At 73.9% G+C, this 17,385-nt stretch carries 16 protein-coding genes; 10 read left to right on the forward strand and 6 right to left on the reverse strand.

The genetic code is table 11. The annotated features are described in order from the left end of the window. Nucleotides 1-5: 5 nt before the first annotated feature. Nucleotides 6-2,294: a SpoIIE family protein phosphatase gene (locus tag F7Q99_RS05105; RefSeq protein WP_153460250.1), complete on the reverse strand. Its 2,289-nt coding sequence runs from the start codon at nt 2,292-2,294 to the stop codon at nt 6-8. A gap of 343 nt (nt 2,295-2,637) precedes the next feature. Further along, nucleotides 2,638-3,153 (reverse strand): ATP-binding protein, encoded by a 516-nt coding sequence (locus F7Q99_RS05110; RefSeq protein ID WP_153460251.1) that lies wholly within the window; start codon nt 3,151-3,153, stop codon nt 2,638-2,640. Between the two features lie 469 nt (nt 3,154-3,622). Between F7Q99_RS05110 and ureA the strand changes: the two genes are divergently transcribed. The 4 genes from ureA to F7Q99_RS05130 all read left to right on the forward strand — a co-directional run bounded on the left by ureA (nt 3,623) and on the right by F7Q99_RS05130 (nt 7,941). Further along, nucleotides 3,623-4,333, forward strand: a complete 711-nt coding sequence (gene ureA, locus F7Q99_RS05115) for an urease subunit gamma (protein ID WP_326846281.1) — start codon at nt 3,623-3,625, stop codon at nt 4,331-4,333. Nucleotides 4,334-4,403: 70 nt separating this feature from the next. After that, nucleotides 4,404-6,125 carry an urease subunit alpha gene (locus tag F7Q99_RS05120; protein WP_153460252.1) on the forward strand — a complete coding sequence of 574 codons (1,722 nt, stop codon included), beginning with the start codon at nt 4,404-4,406 and terminating at the stop codon, nt 6,123-6,125. 32 nt (nt 6,126-6,157) lie between these two features. Next, nucleotides 6,158-7,204, forward strand: a complete 1,047-nt coding sequence (locus F7Q99_RS05125; protein WP_153460253.1) for an agmatine deiminase family protein — start codon at nt 6,158-6,160, stop codon at nt 7,202-7,204. 134 nt (nt 7,205-7,338) lie between these two features. After that, on the forward strand, nt 7,339-7,941 hold the full coding sequence (locus tag F7Q99_RS05130; RefSeq protein WP_153460254.1) for a TetR/AcrR family transcriptional regulator: 603 nt from the start codon (nt 7,339-7,341) through the stop codon (nt 7,939-7,941). A 35-nt stretch (nt 7,942-7,976) separates the two neighbouring features. Here F7Q99_RS05130 and F7Q99_RS05135 read toward each other — a convergent pair whose 3' ends face one another. Continuing rightward, nucleotides 7,977-9,491: a protein phosphatase 2C domain-containing protein gene (locus tag F7Q99_RS05135; protein ID WP_153460255.1), complete on the reverse strand. Its 1,515-nt coding sequence runs from the start codon at nt 9,489-9,491 to the stop codon at nt 7,977-7,979. Nucleotides 9,492-9,785: 294 nt separating this feature from the next. Between F7Q99_RS05135 and F7Q99_RS05140 the strand changes: the two genes are divergently transcribed. The 4 genes from F7Q99_RS05140 to pth all read left to right on the forward strand — a co-directional run bounded on the left by F7Q99_RS05140 (nt 9,786) and on the right by pth (nt 12,477). Beyond that, on the forward strand, nt 9,786-10,286 hold the full coding sequence (locus F7Q99_RS05140; protein WP_153460256.1) for a hypothetical protein: 501 nt from the start codon (nt 9,786-9,788) through the stop codon (nt 10,284-10,286). Between the two features lie 101 nt (nt 10,287-10,387). Then, a complete protein-coding gene (locus tag F7Q99_RS05145) occupies nt 10,388-11,050 on the forward strand; it encodes a DUF3105 domain-containing protein (RefSeq protein ID WP_153460257.1) in 663 nt (220 codons plus the stop codon). Continuing rightward, nucleotides 11,047-11,745, forward strand: a complete 699-nt coding sequence (locus F7Q99_RS05150; RefSeq protein ID WP_326846282.1) for a DUF305 domain-containing protein — start codon at nt 11,047-11,049, stop codon at nt 11,743-11,745. Before F7Q99_RS05145 ends, F7Q99_RS05150 begins: the two co-directional genes overlap by 4 nt. Before the next feature lie 135 nt (nt 11,746-11,880). Further along, nucleotides 11,881-12,477, forward strand: coding sequence for an aminoacyl-tRNA hydrolase (gene pth / locus F7Q99_RS05155; RefSeq protein ID WP_153460258.1), 597 nt, complete (start codon nt 11,881-11,883; stop codon nt 12,475-12,477). A 19-nt stretch (nt 12,478-12,496) separates the two neighbouring features. On the opposite strand, the gene F7Q99_RS05160 is transcribed toward pth, so the two are convergent. Continuing rightward, entirely contained in the window at nt 12,497-13,918 is a 1,422-nt protein-coding gene (locus tag F7Q99_RS05160) for an MFS transporter (protein ID WP_153460259.1), read from the reverse strand. A gap of 122 nt (nt 13,919-14,040) precedes the next feature. Between F7Q99_RS05160 and F7Q99_RS05165 the strand changes: the two genes are divergently transcribed. Then, nucleotides 14,041-14,541: a MarR family winged helix-turn-helix transcriptional regulator gene (locus tag F7Q99_RS05165; RefSeq protein WP_153460260.1), complete on the forward strand. Its 501-nt coding sequence runs from the start codon at nt 14,041-14,043 to the stop codon at nt 14,539-14,541. 42 nt (nt 14,542-14,583) lie between these two features. Continuing rightward, on the forward strand, nt 14,584-15,096 hold the full coding sequence (locus F7Q99_RS05170) for a GNAT family N-acetyltransferase (protein WP_153460261.1): 513 nt from the start codon (nt 14,584-14,586) through the stop codon (nt 15,094-15,096). 110 nt (nt 15,097-15,206) lie between these two features. Here F7Q99_RS05170 and F7Q99_RS05175 read toward each other — a convergent pair whose 3' ends face one another. Together F7Q99_RS05175 and F7Q99_RS05180 are read right to left on the reverse strand one after the other, a co-directional pair. Next, nucleotides 15,207-15,728 (reverse strand): methylated-DNA--[protein]-cysteine S-methyltransferase, encoded by a 522-nt coding sequence (locus F7Q99_RS05175; protein WP_153460262.1) that lies wholly within the window; start codon nt 15,726-15,728, stop codon nt 15,207-15,209. Next, entirely contained in the window at nt 15,725-17,317 is a 1,593-nt protein-coding gene (locus F7Q99_RS05180) for a DNA-3-methyladenine glycosylase 2 family protein (protein ID WP_153460263.1), read from the reverse strand. The genes F7Q99_RS05175 and F7Q99_RS05180 overlap by 4 nt, the downstream gene beginning before the upstream one ends. Between the last annotated feature and the right edge of the window lie 68 nt (nt 17,318-17,385).

Consider the following 17,385-nt stretch of genomic DNA (forward strand, 5'->3'; position numbering starts at 1 on the left):
CGGGACTACGCGGCCGCCGTCCCGCTGAGCTCGAACCACATCCGCTTGCCGGAGCCGCGCGGCTCGACGCCCCAGGCGTCCGCCAGCGCCTCCACCAGCATCAGCCCGCGCCCGGAGGAGGCCTGTTCCCCCGGTGTGCGGCGGGTCGGCCAGAGGTCCGACTCGTCCTCCACCTCGACCCGCAGCCGGGCCCTGCCGCCGGCGGAGTCCGGCTCCCGGTAGAGCCGGGCGGTGAACATGGCGTCCCGGTCGGTGTGCCGAATGGCGTTGGTGACCAGCTCGGAGGAGAGCAGTTCGGCGGTGTCGATGAACTCGGCGACGCCCCAGCGGCGCAGCGCGTCGCGCAGCTCGGCCCGGACCTCGGAGATGCGGGCGAGGTCGGCCTGGCCGATGCGGCGGCGCAGCTGCTGGGCGGCCAGGCCGCCCTCCGGGCCGTCCCAGCGCAGGAGCAGCAGCGCTATGTCGTCCTCGCGCTCACTGGAGTCGGCGGCCTGGGAGGCGATCCGGTCGGCCAGGCTCTCCAGCGGGTCGCGGGCCGCCTCCCCGGCGGGCGGCAGCGGCTCGGCGAGCGTCCGGGTGAGCCGGGCGATGCCGTCGTCCAGGTCCATGCCGCGGGCCTCGACCAGCCCGTCCGTACAGAGCAGCACCGTCTCGCCCGGGTCCAGACTGAACCGGGTGACCCGGTACTCCTGGTCGGGGTCGATGCCGAGCGGCAGGCCGCCGGCCACCGGCACGGTGGTGGCGGTGCCGTCCGAACGGCGGACCACCGGGTCGAGGTGGCCGGCCCGGACGGCGTAGACCACGCCGTAGTCCACGTTGACCTCGGCGTAGGTGCAGGTCGCGAAGTGGTCGGTGTCGAGGTCGGCGAGGAAGCGGGAGGCGCGGGCCATCACGGCGGCCGGCGGGTGCCCCTCGGCCGCGTAGGCGCGCAGCGCGATCCGCAGCTGGCCCATGATCCCTGCGGCGTGCACGTCGTGGCCCTGGACGTCGCCGATCACCAGACCGACGTGCCCGCCGGGCAACGGCACGACGTCGTACCAGTCGCCGCCGATCTGCAGGCCGGAGCCGGCCGCCAGGTAGCGCACGGCCGTGGTGACGCCCGGCACGGACGGCACCGTGCGCGGCAGCATCACCCGCTGGAGCCCGGCCGCCAGCTCGTGCTCGGCGTCGTGCAGCCGGGCCCGGGCCAGCGACTGAGCGACCAGGCCGCCCAGCGTGGTCAGCAGGGTGCGCTCGTCGGCGTCCAGCTCGCGCTCGTCGTCGAAGCTGACCACGCAGACGCCGATCGCCCGGCCGCTGGCCACCAGTGGCAGGTACGCCCAGGAGCCGCGGCCGTTGCGGCTGGTCGGCTCCCACACCTCGGGGTAGCCCTCGCGGTACTCCTCACGCGTCGAGATGAAGACCGGCGCCCGGTGCCGCAGCGCCTCCGCGGCCGGGTGGCCGGCGGGCAGCAGGGTGCGGTCCCAGATGGAGAGCGAGCCGGGCCGGTAGCCGGAGGCGCCGAGGATCTGCGCCCGGCCGGCCTCGAAGGCGGCCAGCACCAGGCCGTCCGGCGGCAGGCCGGGCAGCGGCAACTCGGTGAAGACCCGGGCGACGTCGCGGACGGTGACCGCCTCGGAGAGGGCGCGCGCGGCCTCCTTGATGAACCGGGAGCGCTCCTCGCGCAGCAGGGCGAGCCGGTCGGCGCGGTCGCGCTTGTGCAGCTCGACGGTGGCGTCCCAGACGAAACCGACCATCCGGGAGGCGCGGCCGAAGGCGTCCGCGAGCACCCGGCCGCGGAAGCGCACGGCGCGCATGGTGCCGTTCGGCCCGACCGCGCGGTAGTACGCGCCGCACTGGCCCAGCTCGGCCACCGCGCGCTCGACCCGGCGGCGCACCACCGGAGCGTCCTCGGGGTGCAGCAGGGTCAGGAAGGAGGAGGCGGTGCAGTCGAAGCGGACCTTGTCCACGGCGTCCAGGCCCATGATCGCGCACGCCCGCTGGTCGCCCTCCAGCACGTCGCGGCGGATGTCCCAGTCGAACGAGCCGATGCCGTTGGCGGCCATCGCGGGCTCCAGCCAGTCCGGCATGGAGTCCCCGGAGGCGGGCGGCAGGCCCCCGGACAGCACCGGCGCCAGCCGGTGCGCCGCCAGCCCGGGCGCGGCCCGCAGCGGATGCCGGCGCACCGGCCGGGCGGGCGGCTGCGCCCGGCCCGTCGCGGGGGCCGGGATCCCGGCGGACGGCGTGGCGGGCTGTGCGGCCGTGGACGCACCGGGAGGAAGCGCCGGCCCCGGCGACTCGGGCTCAGTGGGCATGCTGCTCCTGCCGCTGCCGTGGCGGACCGCGCCGGCCGTCCGGCCGGGCCGCGTGGCAGTGTGATGGGTCGTGCTGGATCGGGCGGTGCCGACCTGCGGCGGTCAGTCGAGGTACCGTCTCCCCGCTGCCTTCCGCACGTGGACACACATTCCCACCATCCTGGCCAATGTTCGGCCGAGCGGCAATGGCAACGGACCGGAAATCTTGCGGCAATCCTTCTGTTCAGGGCGTCCTTCGCCGGCGAATGAATCGTTTCCGAAGTGTTTTCGAAGCGTGTCCGACCCGGCCGCCGACCGGGCTACCCTCCGCCCGCGGACGCCCGGCCACGGCGGCGGACGCCGGCTATGGCAGCGCCAGCTCGAACCAGGTGACCTTGCCGTCGCCGCGCAGCTGCACGCCCCACGCGTCCGCGAGCGCCTCCACCAGCAGCAGCCCGCGGCCCGAGGTGGCGTACTCGGCGTCCGGGTCGCGCCGGCGGCCGGGCAGCCGGGCCGTGCCGTCCTGCACCTCGATCCGCAGCCGGTGATCGGTCCCGAGCACCGCGTCGAACACCGCGCCCTTGCCGGTGTGCAGCAGCGCGTTCGTCACCAGCTCGGACGAGAGCAGCTCGGCGGTGTCCGCCAGCTCCGGCACCCCCCAGTGGCTCAGCGCCGTCCGCAGCCGCCGCCGGACCGCGCCGACCGCGACCAGATCGGCCGGGTCGAGCGTCAGATGGAGTCTGCGGTGCAGCGCACAGCCGGGAGCGACGGCGCCCGGCGTTGCGGTCCCCGTGGTGCCGGCCGTGCCCCCGGTCGGCGCGGACCGGTAGGCATCGCCCGAACTCGTCCGCTGCCGCGGGAATCGCGACTGACCGTCCATCAACTCATGCCCCCGCCCTCAATCCGGGCTCCCGCGTCCGGATCCCCCGCCGGCCGGGTGGCCCTCCTCGTTCTGGCCACCCATCGTCATGCCCAGTTGACGGCGTTTGCAACAGTGTGCGTCCGATCACGTGGGGTGAAAGGGGCACGGAGAGGTTCACGTGATCCAACTGACCGCGCCGGACAGGTTTGCGATGTGCAGAGACCGTTTTCGAGCCCGCCCCCTGCCGATCCCGCGCACACCCGGCGCGCGGAACCGCCCCCTCCTCACCTCGCGCGCCGTCGCACCGTTCCTCCTCCTCGCCCCCCTGCGCCCCGCCCGGCGAGCCGAACCACCGCGGACGGGCAACGCTGGACAGGGCGGCCCGGTCCGGGTTCAATGACCCGAGAAGTTTGAACGACGTTCTAACATCCCCCGGGCCGACCCCCCTGCCTGCCCGAGGGGCCCGACGACCCGCCAGCGAGGAACCGTGCGACTGACCCCCACCGAGCGGGACCGGCTGCTGATCTTCACAGCAGCCGAGCTGGCCCGCGCCCGCCGCGCCCGGGGCGTACGCCTCAACATCCCCGAGGCCACCGCCCTGATCGCGGACACCGTCTGCGAGGCCGCCCGCGACGGCCTCCGGCTCGCCGAGGCCATCGAGGCCGGGCGCAGCGTGCTCACCGCCGACGACGTGCTGCCCGGCGTGCCGGACGTCGTCACCGTCATCCAGGTCGAGGCCGTGTTCGACGACGGCACCCGGCTGGCCGTCGTCAACGACCCGTTCAAGGGCGCCGGCTCGCTCGGCGACGAGGCCCCCGGCGGAGCGCTGGCCGGCGACGGCGCCGGCTACGACCCCGTCGAGGAGACGGTGGTGCTCCCCGTCCACAACACCGCCGAGGTGCCGATCTCGGTCACCTCGCACTTCCACTTCTTCGAGGCCAACCCGCGCCTGGCCTTCGACCGCGCCGCCGCCTACGGCACCCACCTGGCCGTACCGGCCGGCTCCTCGGTGCGCTTCGACCCGGGCGCCACCGTCGAGGTCGGCCTGGTGCCGATCGGCGGCGAGCGCGTCGCGATCGGCTTCGCCGGCCTGGTGGACGGTCCGCTGGACGCGCCCGGCGCGAAGGAGGCCGCCCTGGCGAAGGCCCGCGCGACCGGCTACCTGACCAGCTTCGACGACGCGGAGGTGCCGTCATGAGCGAGCGGAGCAAGCAATTGAGCGGAGTGGCCACGTGGGCGTGGTCCGCCGAGCGAAGCGAGGCGGGGGCATGACCGCCATCAGTGCGCACGACTACATCTCGGTGCACGGCCTCCGCGCCGGCGACCGGATCCGGCTCGGCGACAGCGGCCTGATCGTCCGTGTCGAGTCCGACTCGCAGGCGCCCGGCGAGGAGTTCCTGGCCGGCTTCGGCAAGACCGCCCGCGACGGCCTGCACCTCAAGGCCGCCGCCGTCCGCGAGACCTGCGACGTCGTCATCAGCAACGTGCTGGTGATCGACGCGGTCCAGGGCATCCGCAAGACCTCGATCGGCCTGATCGACGGCCGGATCGCCTCGATCGGGCGGGCCGGCAACCCGGACACCCTCGACGGCGTGGACGTCGTCGTCGGCACCGGCACCACGATCGTCTCCGGCGAGGGCCTGATCGCCACCGCCGGCGCCATCGACACCCACGTCCACCTGCTCTCGCCGCGCATCATGGAGGCCTCGCTCGCCTCCGGCGTCACCACGATCATCGGCCAGGAGTTCGGCCCGGTCTGGGGCGTCGGCGTCAACTCGCCGTGGGCGCTCCGGCACGCGTTCAACGCCTTCGACGCCTGGCCCGTCAACATCGGCTTCCTGGGCCGCGGTTCGTCCTCCGACCCGGCCCCGCTGGTCGAGGCGCTCGCCGAGGGCGGCGCCTCCGGCTTCAAGGTGCACGAGGACATGGGCGCGCACACCCGCGCGCTGGACACCGCGCTGCGCGTCGCCGACGAGTACGACGTCCAGGTCGCCCTGCACACCGACGGGCTGAACGAGTGCCTGTCCGTCGAGGACACCCTCAAGGTGCTGGAGGGCCGCACCATCCACGCCTTCCACATCGAGGGCTGCGGCGGCGGGCACGTCCCCAACGTCCTCAAGATGGCGGGCGTGCCGAACGTCATCGGCTCCTCCACCAACCCCACCCTGCCCTTCGGCCGGGACGCGCTCGGCGAGCACTTCGGCATGATCGTCTCCGCCCACGACCTCAAGGTCGACCTGCCCGGCGACGCCGCCATGGCCCGCGACCGCATCCGCGCCGGCACGATGGGCGCCGAGGACGTCCTGCACGACCTCGGGGTCATCGGCATCACTTCCTCCGACGCCCAGGGCATGGGCCGCGCCGGCGAGACCGTGCGCCGCACCTTCGCCATGGCCGGCAAGATGAAGGCCGAACTCGGCCCGCTCGACGGCACCGGCTCCTACGGCACCACCGAGAGCGGCGACGACAACGAGCGCGTGCTGCGCTACATCGCCAAGCTCACCATCAACCCGGCCATCGCCCACGGGCTCGTCCACGAGGTCGGCTCGATCGAGGTCGGCAAGCTCGCCGACCTCGTGCTCTGGCGCCCCGACCACTTCGGCGCCAAGCCGCAGCTCGTCCTCAAGGCCGGATTCCCCGCATACGGTGTGGTCGGCGACCCCAACGCCTCCACCGACCGCTGCGAACCGCTCGTCCTCGGACCGCAGTTCGGCGCCCACGGCGCGACCGCCGCCGACATCTCGGTCGCCTTCGTCGCCCAGGCCGCCGCCGACGGCGCCTACCTCGACCGCCCCGCCGACGGCCTGCCCACCCGCCGTCGCCGCGTCGGCGTGCGCAACACGCGCGGCATCGGCCCGCGCGACATGGTGCGCAACGCCCGCATCGGGCACGTCGAGGTGAACGAGACCGGCCTGGTCTCGCTGGACGGCTCGCCGCTGCGCTCCGAACCCGCGGACAGCGTCTCGCTCAGCCGCCTCTACTTCCTCTGACCTGCCCTCGCCTTTCTTTCAAGGACCGCCAGATGACCACGCCCACGCCCGCCTCCCTCGGCTACCGGATGCCCGCCGAATGGCACCCGCACGACCGCACCTGGATGGCCTTCCCGACCACCAACCCCACCTTCGACAGCCCCGAGCAGCTGCACGCGGGCCGCGAGGCCTGGGCCGCGGTCGCCAACACCATCGTCCGGTACGAGCCGGTGACGCTGATCGTCAACACCGGCGAGACCGCGCAGGCCCGCGAGTACGTCTCCGAGCAGGTCGAGATCGTCGAGCGCCCGCTGAACGACGCCTGGATGCGCGACATCGGCCCGTCCTTCCTGATCGACGGCAAGGGCGCGCTCGCCGCCGCCGACTGGATCTTCAACGGCTGGGGCGCGCAGGGCTGGGCCCGCTGGGACAAGGACCAGCACATCGCCGAGCACATCAGCGAACTGACGGATGTTCAGCGCTTCGCCTCGCGCCTGATCAACGAAGGTGGCGGCATCCACGTCGACGGCGAGGGCACGGTGCTGGTCACCGAGACCGTCCAGCTCGGCGAGGGCCGCAACTCCGACTGGACCAAGGAGGACGTCGAGGCCGAGCTGCACGCCTTCCTCGGCACCACCAAGGCGATCTGGCTGCCGCGCGGACTCACCCGCGACTACGACGAGTTCGGCACTCGCGGCCACATCGACATCGTCGCCTCCTTCGTGCGCCCCGGCGTCGTCGTCGCCCACGTCCAGCCGGACCCGGCGCACCCGGACCACGCCGTCTGCCAGGAGCTCGTCGCCATCCTGCGCGCCGCCACGGACGCGCAGGGCCGGCAGCTGGAGGTCATCGAACTGCCCGCCCCCACCGTCCTGCTGGACGAGGACGGCGAGCCGGTCGACTACTCCTACATCAACCACTACGTGGCCAACGGCGCCGTCATCCTGTGCGCCTTCGACGACCCGCGCGACCAGGAGGCCGCCGACATCCTCGGCGAGGCCTACCCGGGCCGAACCGTCGAACTCGTCGACGCCCGCGAGATCTTCGCCAACGGCGGCGGCATCCACTGCATCACCCAGCAGCAGCCGAAGACCGTCTGACCGTCTGACCGTCTGACCGTCTGACCGGCCAGCCTTCGCCGACTGCGCCGTCTTTCGTTCGCTACCGGAGTGGGGCCGCCTCCCCTGCTCCGGTAGCGTTCGGACCTCCGTTCCACCGAGGGAGAGCACTGCACATGGCGGACGCCCGCCCCCGCCGACCGGCGCGCCCCCGCGAGGAGGTCTACGCGACGGCGCGAGCCGCGATCGCCGAACACGGGCTCGCCAAACTCACCATGGCCGGGCTCGGCAAACAGCTCCAGATGAGCGCCGGGCACCTGCTGTACTACTTCGGCAGCAAGGACCAGCTGCTGCTGGAGACCCTCCGCTGGAGCGAGGACCAACTCGGCGCCCGCCGCCGCGAGGCCCTCGCCGACGGCGACCGGGACGTCTGGGACCGACTCGCCGCCTACATCCGGCTCTACCTCCCGGAAGGACCCGGCGACCCGCGCTGGATCCTCTGGGTCGAGGTGTGGGGCCGCTCCCCCGCCAGCGCCGAACTCCGCCAGGGCCAGCAGGACATCGAGGCACCCTGGCAGGCCGACCTGGTCGCCCTGATCGACGAGGGAACCGCCACCGGCCACTTCACGCCCGGCCCGTCCGCCGACCGGGCCGCCCAGATCCGCGCCCTCCTCGACGGCCTCGCCGTCCCCCTCGCCATCGGGCTCCCCGACACCCACCTTCCGGCCGCCGTCAGCCACGCCACCACCGTCGCCGGCATCCTCCTCCGCACGCCCTGAGGGGCGGTGGGCTGCTCGTTCCGACCGGAGCGCCGCTATTGCGTCCAGATCGCGGCGGCCGTGCGGTCGTCGGCGTAGCCCTTGGCGCGGACCTGCACCTGGCGGAGGAAGTCGACCGTGCCCGGCGGGTGCGGGTGGGCCCAGTGGGAGGAGAGGAAGTGGGCCACGGCCGGCTCGTCCGCGATCGGTCGGGCCAGGCCCGGGGTGCAGAGCAGCAGGATGTCGCCCGGGGTGGCCGGGACCAGGCGGAAGCGGAACGGCCGCGGGTCCGGCAGCATGGCGTCGGGCGCCGGCGGCTGACCGTCCGGGTGGTGCAGCAGCCTGGCCGCGTAGGCGTCGATCCAGTGACCGGAGCGCAGCAGGTACAGCCCGCCCGGTCCGACGCCGAACGCCGCCCGGTGGCCGGCCGCCGGGTCGAGCGACACCAGCAGGCAGTGCAGCGACGCCGGGTCCCCTTCCGCTCGGGGCGCCAGTGCCCGCAGCGGGGCCGCGGCGCCGGTGGCCAGCCGCTGGAGGCCGTAGCGGAGCCGGTCGCGGGCGCCGGCACGCAGGTCGGCGACGAGGCCGGCCCGGCTGCGGCCGATCGCGGCGGCGAGCTGGCGGCAGGCCTCGCCGGTGGCGATGGTGACGGCCTCCGGGGGAATCGCCACCCCCTCGGCCTCGGTGCCGGTGGCGTGGAAACCGCCGAGCACCGCGAGCAGCAGCCCGTCGGGCCCCTCGCCGAACCTGGTCACCAGCAGCGCGTCCCGGCGAGGCTCACCCCGGTGACGGGCGGAGTCGCCGCGGACGGAGACGGCCCGCAGTATGGCCGACCCGTACTGGGCCCCTTCCAGCACGGTGTCCGGCACGACCGTCCCGAGCGACCCCGGGTCCGCCTCCGGCACGGCCGTCGGCTCCGGCCCGTACGCCGGCGGGCGCTCACCCACGTGCGGCACGGCCGCCGCGCCGTCGGCCAGCGGCGAACGAACGACCGGGCGCGGTGCCGGGGCGGGTTCGGGCTCGGCCGTGTGATCCGGTTCCGGCTCGGGCGGCGAGGTGTGGACGGCCTCGGGCTGACGCTGCGGGTCCTGGGCGGCCTCGGCCTCGGCATCGGCATCGGCATCAGGTCCCGCCTCGGGCGCCGGGACAGCGTCAGGGGACTGTTCGGCTGCGGGCTCAGGCCCGGATTCGGGCTCCGACTCCGGCTCCGGCTCGGGCTCCGGCTCGGGGGACTGCGGCTTGTCGAGGCTGACGGGGGCGGACGGGAAGGAGGGGGCCGGGAACTTGTGGGTCTCGGACGGGGCGGGCCCGATCACGCCGAGAGCGGTGTCGAACCAGTCGTCGAAGCTGTCCCGTTCCGCCGCGGGCTCAGCGGTCGCGGTCTCGGCCTCTTCACCGGTGCGCCGGGGGGCGATGAGGCCGGCCGCCGTGTCGAACCAGTCGTCGACGCTGCCCTCGCCCGGGCCGGCGTCGGGGGTGTCGAGGAGGGTGCCCGCCGGACCGTCGTAGACGGCGTCCCACCAGGCGTCGTCGGACCGGCGGGGCTGTGCGGGTGCACCCTGGTTGCTCATCTGGCGGCTCCTGGTCGGTCCGTGGTCGCGCCGCCCCGGGCGGGGCCGGACTCGACGTCATTGTCTCGAAGTGCAACGACGCTGTCCGGGTTTCGGCGACAACCGGACACCGATCCGGATGATCCGAGCCACGGCCCCGCGGCCCGGTTCACCGCCGTGTTCGCTCCCGTTCCGTCCGGGCTTGCCGGAAGTGCCCGGAGCAGGGCGTTTCCGTGCTGTTCCGTTCCGCGAGTGCCCGGAAAAGGGGCCGGAGGAGGGGCATCGCTTCACTCGTTCGGCTGATTAAATGTGCGCATGACCGTGTCGGCCCCCAGACTGCCCCGACCGGGGAGGGCCGTACGGGCGGGCCGCCCGGCGGGTGTGCTGTGGATCCTGCTGCTGGTCGCGCTGCTGACGGCGCTGCCGTGCGCGGGTCAGGCCAGGGCCGCCGACCAGGACTCCCGGACGGCGTCCACCACGGTGAGCGCGACCTCGGCCACGGCCGCGACAGCGACAGCTAGAAGTGCCACCGGCCTAGCCGCCAAGGCAGCCGGATACCGCCTGCACGCCGAGGGCCAGCGGCACCGGACCTGGTGTTCGGCCGACGGCCGGCCGCCGCACCGCGACAAGGACTGCTCCAGCCACCCGTACTGCGCCCAGGACGCCCAGCTGCCGAACCCGCCGCCGCAGCCGCAGCCGGCGGTGTCACCACACACGGAGGCGCCGGAGGCACTGCCACGGGTGGCGCCCGCCGGGCTGCTGGTCGGTCCGCATCCGGCGCCCGATCTGTACGAGCTCCAGGTACACCGGTCCTGAGCGGAACCCACCGTCCGGAAACGGACGGATCCGCCCTCCGCCCTCTTCAGCCGACCGTCGCGCCGCCCTCAGGGCGCGGCGGGGACAAGGACACAACCACCATGGGTTCCGCCTCCAAGCAGTCCGACAAGTCGAACAAGCAGTCCGGCCTCGACCGCCGCGCCCGCATCGCCGAGCTGCGCGCCGCCGAGCAGCGCCGCGACCGCCGGAACAAGATCATCGCCTCGGTCGCGGCCGGTGTGCTGGTGATGGGCGCCGTCGCCACCGGCACCTGGGTCGTGATGGACCAGAACCAGAAGAAGAAGGACCGGGAGGCCGCCGCCAACGCGGACATCCCGGGCGTGCAGACCTTCGGCGACCTGAGCCGCAACCACGTCAAGGAGAAGGTCAACTACCCGATGACCCCGCCGGTCGGCGGCGACCACAACGCGATCTGGCTGGACTGCATGGGCCACGTCTACGACCAGCCGGTCGAGAACGAGCGCGCCGTCCACTCGCTGGAGCACGGCGCGGTCTGGGTGACGTACAACGGCAAGGCCACCCCGGACGACATCAAGGTCCTCTCCGACAAGGTCAAGGCCACCCCGTACTCGCTGATGAGCCCGTACCCGGACGAGAAGGGCACCATCACCCTGAACGCCTGGAGCACCCAGCTGGTCGTGGACAGCGCCAACGACCCCCGGGTGAACGAGTTCTTCACCAAGTACGTCCAGGGCAAGCAGACCCAGGAGCCGGGTGCCTCCTGCACCATGGGGCAGATGTGACCGCCGACGCGGCCACGCCCGGCGACGACGCGCCCGAGGCGGCCCGCCCGGCCCGCCGCCGGCTGTGGTGGCCGGCGGCGCTGGCCGCCGCGGTCGCGCTGGCGCTGGGCGTGCCCGCCCTGGTGACGAGCGGGACGTCGGCCTCCGGATCGTCCTCGATCGCCGTCCCGGCGGACGACTCGCCCGAGGCCGGGTTCGCCCGCGACATGGCGACCCACCACCAGCAGGCGGTCGACCTGTCGTTCATCGTCCGGGACCGGACCGGCGACGAGCCGACCCGCACCCTCGCCTTCGACATCATCAACACCCAGGCCAACCAGCGCGGCATGATGATGGGCTGGCTCGACCAGTGGGGGCTGTCGCAGAACTCGCCGGCCAAGCCGATGGCGTGGATGAAGATGGGCCACGACTACCAGGCGCACGACGGCTCGCTGATGCCCGGCATGGCCACCAACGCCCAGCTGGCGAAGCTGCGTTCGCTCAGCGGCCGGGACGCCGAGGTGTTCTACCTGCAGCTGATGATCGAGCACCACAAGGGCGGCGTCGAGATGGCCCAGGGCTACGTGGACCTGGCGAAGAACGACTCCGAGAAGCGGCTCGCCCAGTCGATGGTGGTCGCCCAGACCTCCGAGCTGGAGCTGATGACCGACATGCTGAAGGAGCGCGGCGCCGCCCCCGGCGTGCCCGACTCCTGACCCGCATCCGCACCCGCACCGCCCGGCGGCCGGGGTGCGGCAGGGACGGTTCGTTCCGTCCCCGCCGCACCCCGGCCGCCCGCATTTTCCGTTAACTTCCGATTCCCTTCCGATCAGATGACCCCTGGAGCACCGATGACCCCCGACGCCCCCTGGCTGATCGCCGGCCTGGGCAACCCCGGCCCGTGGTTCCGGCTCACCCGCCACAACGCGGGCTTCCTGGCCGTGGGGCGGCTGGCGGAGCGGCACGGCGCGCGGTTCCGGCGGCGCGGGATCGGCAGTGTGGTGGCCGAGATCGAGGTCGACGGCAAGCGGGTGCTGCTCGCCAAGCCGCAGTGGTTCATCAACCTGTCCGGCCGCCCGGTGGCCGGGCTGATGCGGCGGTACGGCATTCCGGTCGAGCAGTTGGTGGTGGTGCAGGACGACCTGGACTTCGCGTTCGGCTCCTGCAAGCTCAAGCGCGGCGGCGGCCCGGGCGGGCACAACGGGGTGCGCTCGGTGGGCGACGTGCTCGGCACCCGCGACTTCGTCCGGCTCCGGTTCGGCATCGGGCGCCCGCCGAAGGGGCAGAGCGTCGGCGACTTCGTCCTGAAGAAGTTCTCGGACGACGAACTGGCCGCGCTGCCCGCCGTGTTGGACCGGTGCGCGGACGCGACGGAGACACTCGTCCAGCGCGGCCTCAACCGAGCCCAGGACGCGCTGAACGTCGCGAGCCGGCCGAACGGTCGCTAGCCGGCCGAACCGTCGCGAGCTAGCGGCGCACGCGGTGGACCGGCCGGGTGAGGACCACGGCCGCCGCCGCGACCGCCGCGAGGACGAGCAGCACCGTCCGCCCACCGGACGCCGCGCCCGCCAGGTGGACGCCGAGCACGGGCAGCGCCGTGCCGAGCGCCGTACCGAGGCTGCGCGCCGTGTTCACCATGCCGCCGCCGACCGCCGAGCAGTCCGCCGGGATCGCCCGCATCACCAGTGCGTTGTTGGCGGGCAGCAGCAGGCCCAGCCCGTACCCGGCGACCAGCAGTGCCGCCGCCGTCGCCGCTCCCGACACCGGCAGCAGCGCGAAGAGCAGCAGCCCGGCGCCTGCGACGGACGCGCCGAGGCGGCACCTGGTCACGTCCGACCAGCCCTGGGGCAGCAGCGCGCCGCCGACCGTCGCGGCGAGCGCGAACGCGGCGGGCAGCAGGGTGATCACCAGGCCCGCCCGTGCCATCGACACGCCCGCGCCCGTGAGCAGCACGGGGCCCAGCACCAGCGGGCAGAACAGCAGCAGGTAACCGATCAGCGAGACCACCAGCCCGGACCGCACGCCCGGGGTGTTGACCAGTCCGGGTGCGAGGATCGGCCGAAGGGCCCGCCGCTCCTGCCGTACCAGCCCGAGCGCGAGGACGACGGAGGCGAGCAGCAGCACGACGACCACCCAGCCGGGCAGCGGCAGGCCGGAGGCGGTGGACAGCGCGAGCAGCAGCGCGGTGGTCGAGCCGGTGAGCAACAGCATGCCGGGCAGGTCGAAGCGGCCGTCGTCCCGCTGCGCGGCGGCAGGGCGCTCCGTCCGGGTGCGGGGCAGCAGGAACCAGCCGGCCAGGATGCCGAGTACGCCGACCGGCACGTTGATCCAGAACACCCACCGCCACGACGCGTGCTCCACCAGCAGCCCGCCGAGGCTCGGCCCGAGCGCCAGCCCGAGGCCCTGGGCGGCGGCCTGGATGCCGAGCGCGCGCCGCATCGCGTGCTCCGGGACGCCGCGCGCGACCAGGGCGACGCTGTTGGCCTGCATCATCGCGCCGCCGACGGCCTGCACCGCCCGGAAGGCGACCAGGACCCAGAGACTGCCGGCGAATCCGGCGCCGAGCGAGGCCAGGCCGAAGACGGCGAAGCCGCCTATGTACATCGTCTTGCGGCCGACCAGGTCGGAGAGCCAGCCGACCGGCGCGAGCAGGGCGACCAGGACGAGCAGGTACGCCAGGGCGACCCACTCGACCGCCGCGAAGCCGGCGTCGAAGTGCCGACCCAGGGCGGGGAAGACGAGGGTGGTGACGCTCGCGGTGAGCTGGCCGAGGAAGGCGCCGAGGCAGACGGTGCCGACGGCCAGCCAGTGGGCGTGACGCCAGCCGGCGATGCCGCGCGGCCGGGGGCGCTCGGTGAGCAGCCGTGCGGCAAGGGCGGTGGCGTTCATGGCACCAATATATCCGATGCAGACATATTCTTTCTCCGAGCAGATCGTAGCCCGACAGGATCGGAGAAGGCCCCCACAGGAGCGGAGAAGAACGATCCGCATCAGGCGATACGCTGTCCGCCATGCCGTCGTCACCACTCGTTCCCGACCCCGCCCCCGGAACTCCCGGGACGGCGGTCGAGCACGCCCGACGGCTGACCGACGTCGTCACCCGGCTCCGCCGCGCCCTGCGCAGCAGCATCCGGACCGACTACCCGTGGGAGTCCCTGCCGATGGCGCAGGTCGAACTCCTCCAGACGCTCGCCGCTGCACCCCTGCGGGTCGGCGAACTCGCCGCCCGGCAGCGCCTCGCCCCCAACACCGTCAGCGGGCTGGTCGGCAAGCTCCTCGAAGCCGGTTTCGTCGACCGCCAGGCCGACCCCGGCGACCGCCGCACCGCCCGCATCGCCCTCACCCCGGCCGGGCAGCGCCAGCTCGACGACTGGCAGCACGCCCACGAACGACGCATCGCCGGCGCCCTCGGCACCCTCGACCCCGCCGACCGCGCGGCCGTCGTCCAGGCCCTTCCCGCCCTCGAACACCTCGCCCGCGCGCTCGCCGAGCCGGCCCCTCCGGCCGCATAATCCGCTGGTCCTGGCACTACGGCCGGCGCTACGGTCCCGGCCATGAACACGGCACGGGTACACCTCGAACCCTGGACGGACGCCGACCTCGCGCTGCTGCGCCGGGTCAACACCCCGGCGATGAAGAAGCACGTCGGCGGGCCGGAGACCGAGGAGCAGCTGCTCGTCCGGCACGGCCGCTACCTCGACTTCGTCCCGTCCGGGCAGGGCTGTATGTACCGCATCGCGCTCCTGCCCGAGGGCGAGTCCGTCGGCACCGTCGGCTACGGCACCCGGACGTGGGAGGGCGAGACCGTCCACGAGATGGGCTGGAACGTCCTCCCGCCCTACCAGGGCCGCGGCATCGCCGTCGCCGCCACGCGCGCCGCGGTCGCGGCCGCCCGCCGCGAGGCCCGCCACCGCTACCTGCACGCGTTCCCCTCGACCGACAACCCCGCCTCCAACGCCGTCTGCGAGAAGGCCGGGTTCACCCTCCTCGGGGAGACCGACTTCGAGTTCCCGCCCGGGCGCTTCATGCGCAGCCACAACTGGCGCGTCGACCTGCGGGCGGAGTAGCAGCATCCGGCGGCCCGGGCGCTCGGGGGGCCGGGCCGCCTGCATGTCCGGCTCGCGCGGCTCAGAACGGCGTGAGCTCAGAACGGCGTGAACTCAAAACGGCGTGCGGCTCAGAACAGCGTGCGGCTCTCCAGTTCGAGGAGCCAGCGCTTGCGGTCCACACCGGCGGCGAAGCCGGTGAGGGAGCCGTTGGCACCGAGGACGCGGTGGCAGGGGCGGACGATGAGGAGGGGGTTGGCGCCCACGGCGCCACCCACGGCACGGACGGCACGCGGGGATTCGCCTGCCAGATCGGCGAGTTGGCCGTACGTGACGGTCTCGCCGAACGGGATCTTGTCCAGGGCGGCCCAGATCCGCTGCCGGAACTCGGTGCCTGCGGGGGCAAGCGGGAGGTCGAAGCCGGTGCGCTCGCCCGCGAAGTAGGCCGTCAGCTGGGCGACCGGCTCGGCGAGCGCGTCCGGGTCGTGGACCCAGTCGTCGGCGGGCTCGGCGAGGGCGTACTTCTGGCCGGGGGCGGTGACGGTGGCCAACGCGGCCGGGCCGCCACCCTCGAGCCGGACTCCGCTCAGCAGCAGCTGCCCGAAGGGGCTCTCCATGGTGGTGAAGACGGTGGTGGGGCTGGCGGTGCTCATACCGGGGTGTTCTCCGTTTCGGTGCGGTTGCTCGCGGGCCCGTCGGTGCGGTTGCTCGCGGGACCGGCCCAGAGCCGGTGGACGGCGTAGGAGCGCCAGGGCGCCCAGGCCTCGGCGGCGCGGGCGGCGGACTTCGGGTCGCCGGGGGCGCCGAGGCGGGTGAGGCCGTGCTTGACGCCGATGTCTCCGGGGAGGAAGACGTCGGGGTCGGCGAGGGCCCGCATCCTCAAGTAGCCGACGGTCCATGGGCCGATGCCGGGCAGGGCCAGCAGCCGGGCGGCCGACTCCTCCCGGTCCACACCGCCGTCGAGCCGGACCGCGCCCTCGGCGAGGGCGGCGCACAGGCCGGTGAGGGCCCGGCGGCGGGCGGCAGGCATCGCGAAGTCCTCCGGGTCGGCGGTGGCCAGTGCCGCCGCCGTCGGGAAGAGCAGCCGCAGGCCGCCGTTGGGCTCGGGCAGCGCGGTGCCGTACTTCTCGGCGAGCCGGCCGGCCAGGGTGCGGGCCGCGCCCACGGTGATCTGCTGGCCGAGGACGGCGCGGACGGCGAGTTCGTGCGGATCGACGTGGCCGGGCGAGCGCAGGCCGGGGCGATCCCGGACCAGCGCGCCGAGGACGGGGTCGGCGCCGAGCTGCTCGTCGACGGCGTCCGGGTCGGCGTCGAGGTCGAACAGGACACGCAGGCGCTGGACGGCGGTCGGCAGGTCGCGCAGGTCGGTGAGCAGGAGCCGGCAGTCCAGCCAGCCGCGGGTGCACGGTTCGCCGGGCGCGAGCCCGTCGACCTCCGCGATCCCGTGCCCGTACGGGAGCGCGAGGGTGCGCCGGTAGGTGCGGACGCCCGGGCGCGTGCCGGGGATGACCTCCTCGACACCGGGGACGGCGCGCAGAGCGAGGAAGTCGATCAGGTGGTCGCTGTCGAGCGCGCCGCGGTAGGCGAGGCGGAGGGTGAGGCCGCCCGCCGGGGTCGCCGTGCGGCGGCCGGCGGCGACCTCGGCGCGCAGGCCGCTGGGGGTGCGGTCGTAGGCCTCGCGGACGGTGTCGTTGAACTGCCGGACGGAGGCGAAGCCGGCTGCGAACGCGATGTCGGTGACCGGGAGTTCGGTGGTCTGGAGGAGCAGCCGGGCGGTCTGGGCGCGGCGGGCGCGGGCCAGCGCGATCGGCCCGGCGCCGAGTTCGGCGGTGAGCTGGCGCTGGAGCTGGCGGGAGCTGTAGCCGAGGCGGCTGGCGAGGCCGGCGACGCCCTCGCGGTCGACCACGCCGTCACCGATCAGGCGCATCGCCCGGCCGACCAGGTCGGCGCGGTGGTTCCACTCGGGCGAGCCCGGCACGGAGTCGGGGCGGCAGCGGCGGCAGGCGCGGAAGCCCGCGCCCTGGGCGGCCGCGGCGCTGGGGTAGAAGACGCAGTTGGCGCGCTTGGGGGTCACGGCGGGGCAGCTCGGTCGGCAGTAGATGCCGGTCGTCGTGACGGCCGTGAAGAAGACTCCGTCGAAGCGGGAGTCCCGGCTGTCCACGGCTCGGTACCGGATGTCGTCGTCGATCACGCTGTCCAGTCTGCGGTACCGGTGGGGGGTCGACTGGCGGGAATCGGACATGACCTTTGGGGGCCCTCCCCCCCGGCCCCCCATCCCCTCCGCCCTCGCCACACTTCCGCCCGTCTCTC

Source organism: Streptomyces kaniharaensis, assembly GCF_009569385.1.
Taxonomy (GTDB): Bacteria; Actinomycetota; Actinomycetes; order Streptomycetales; family Streptomycetaceae; genus Kitasatospora; species Kitasatospora kaniharaensis.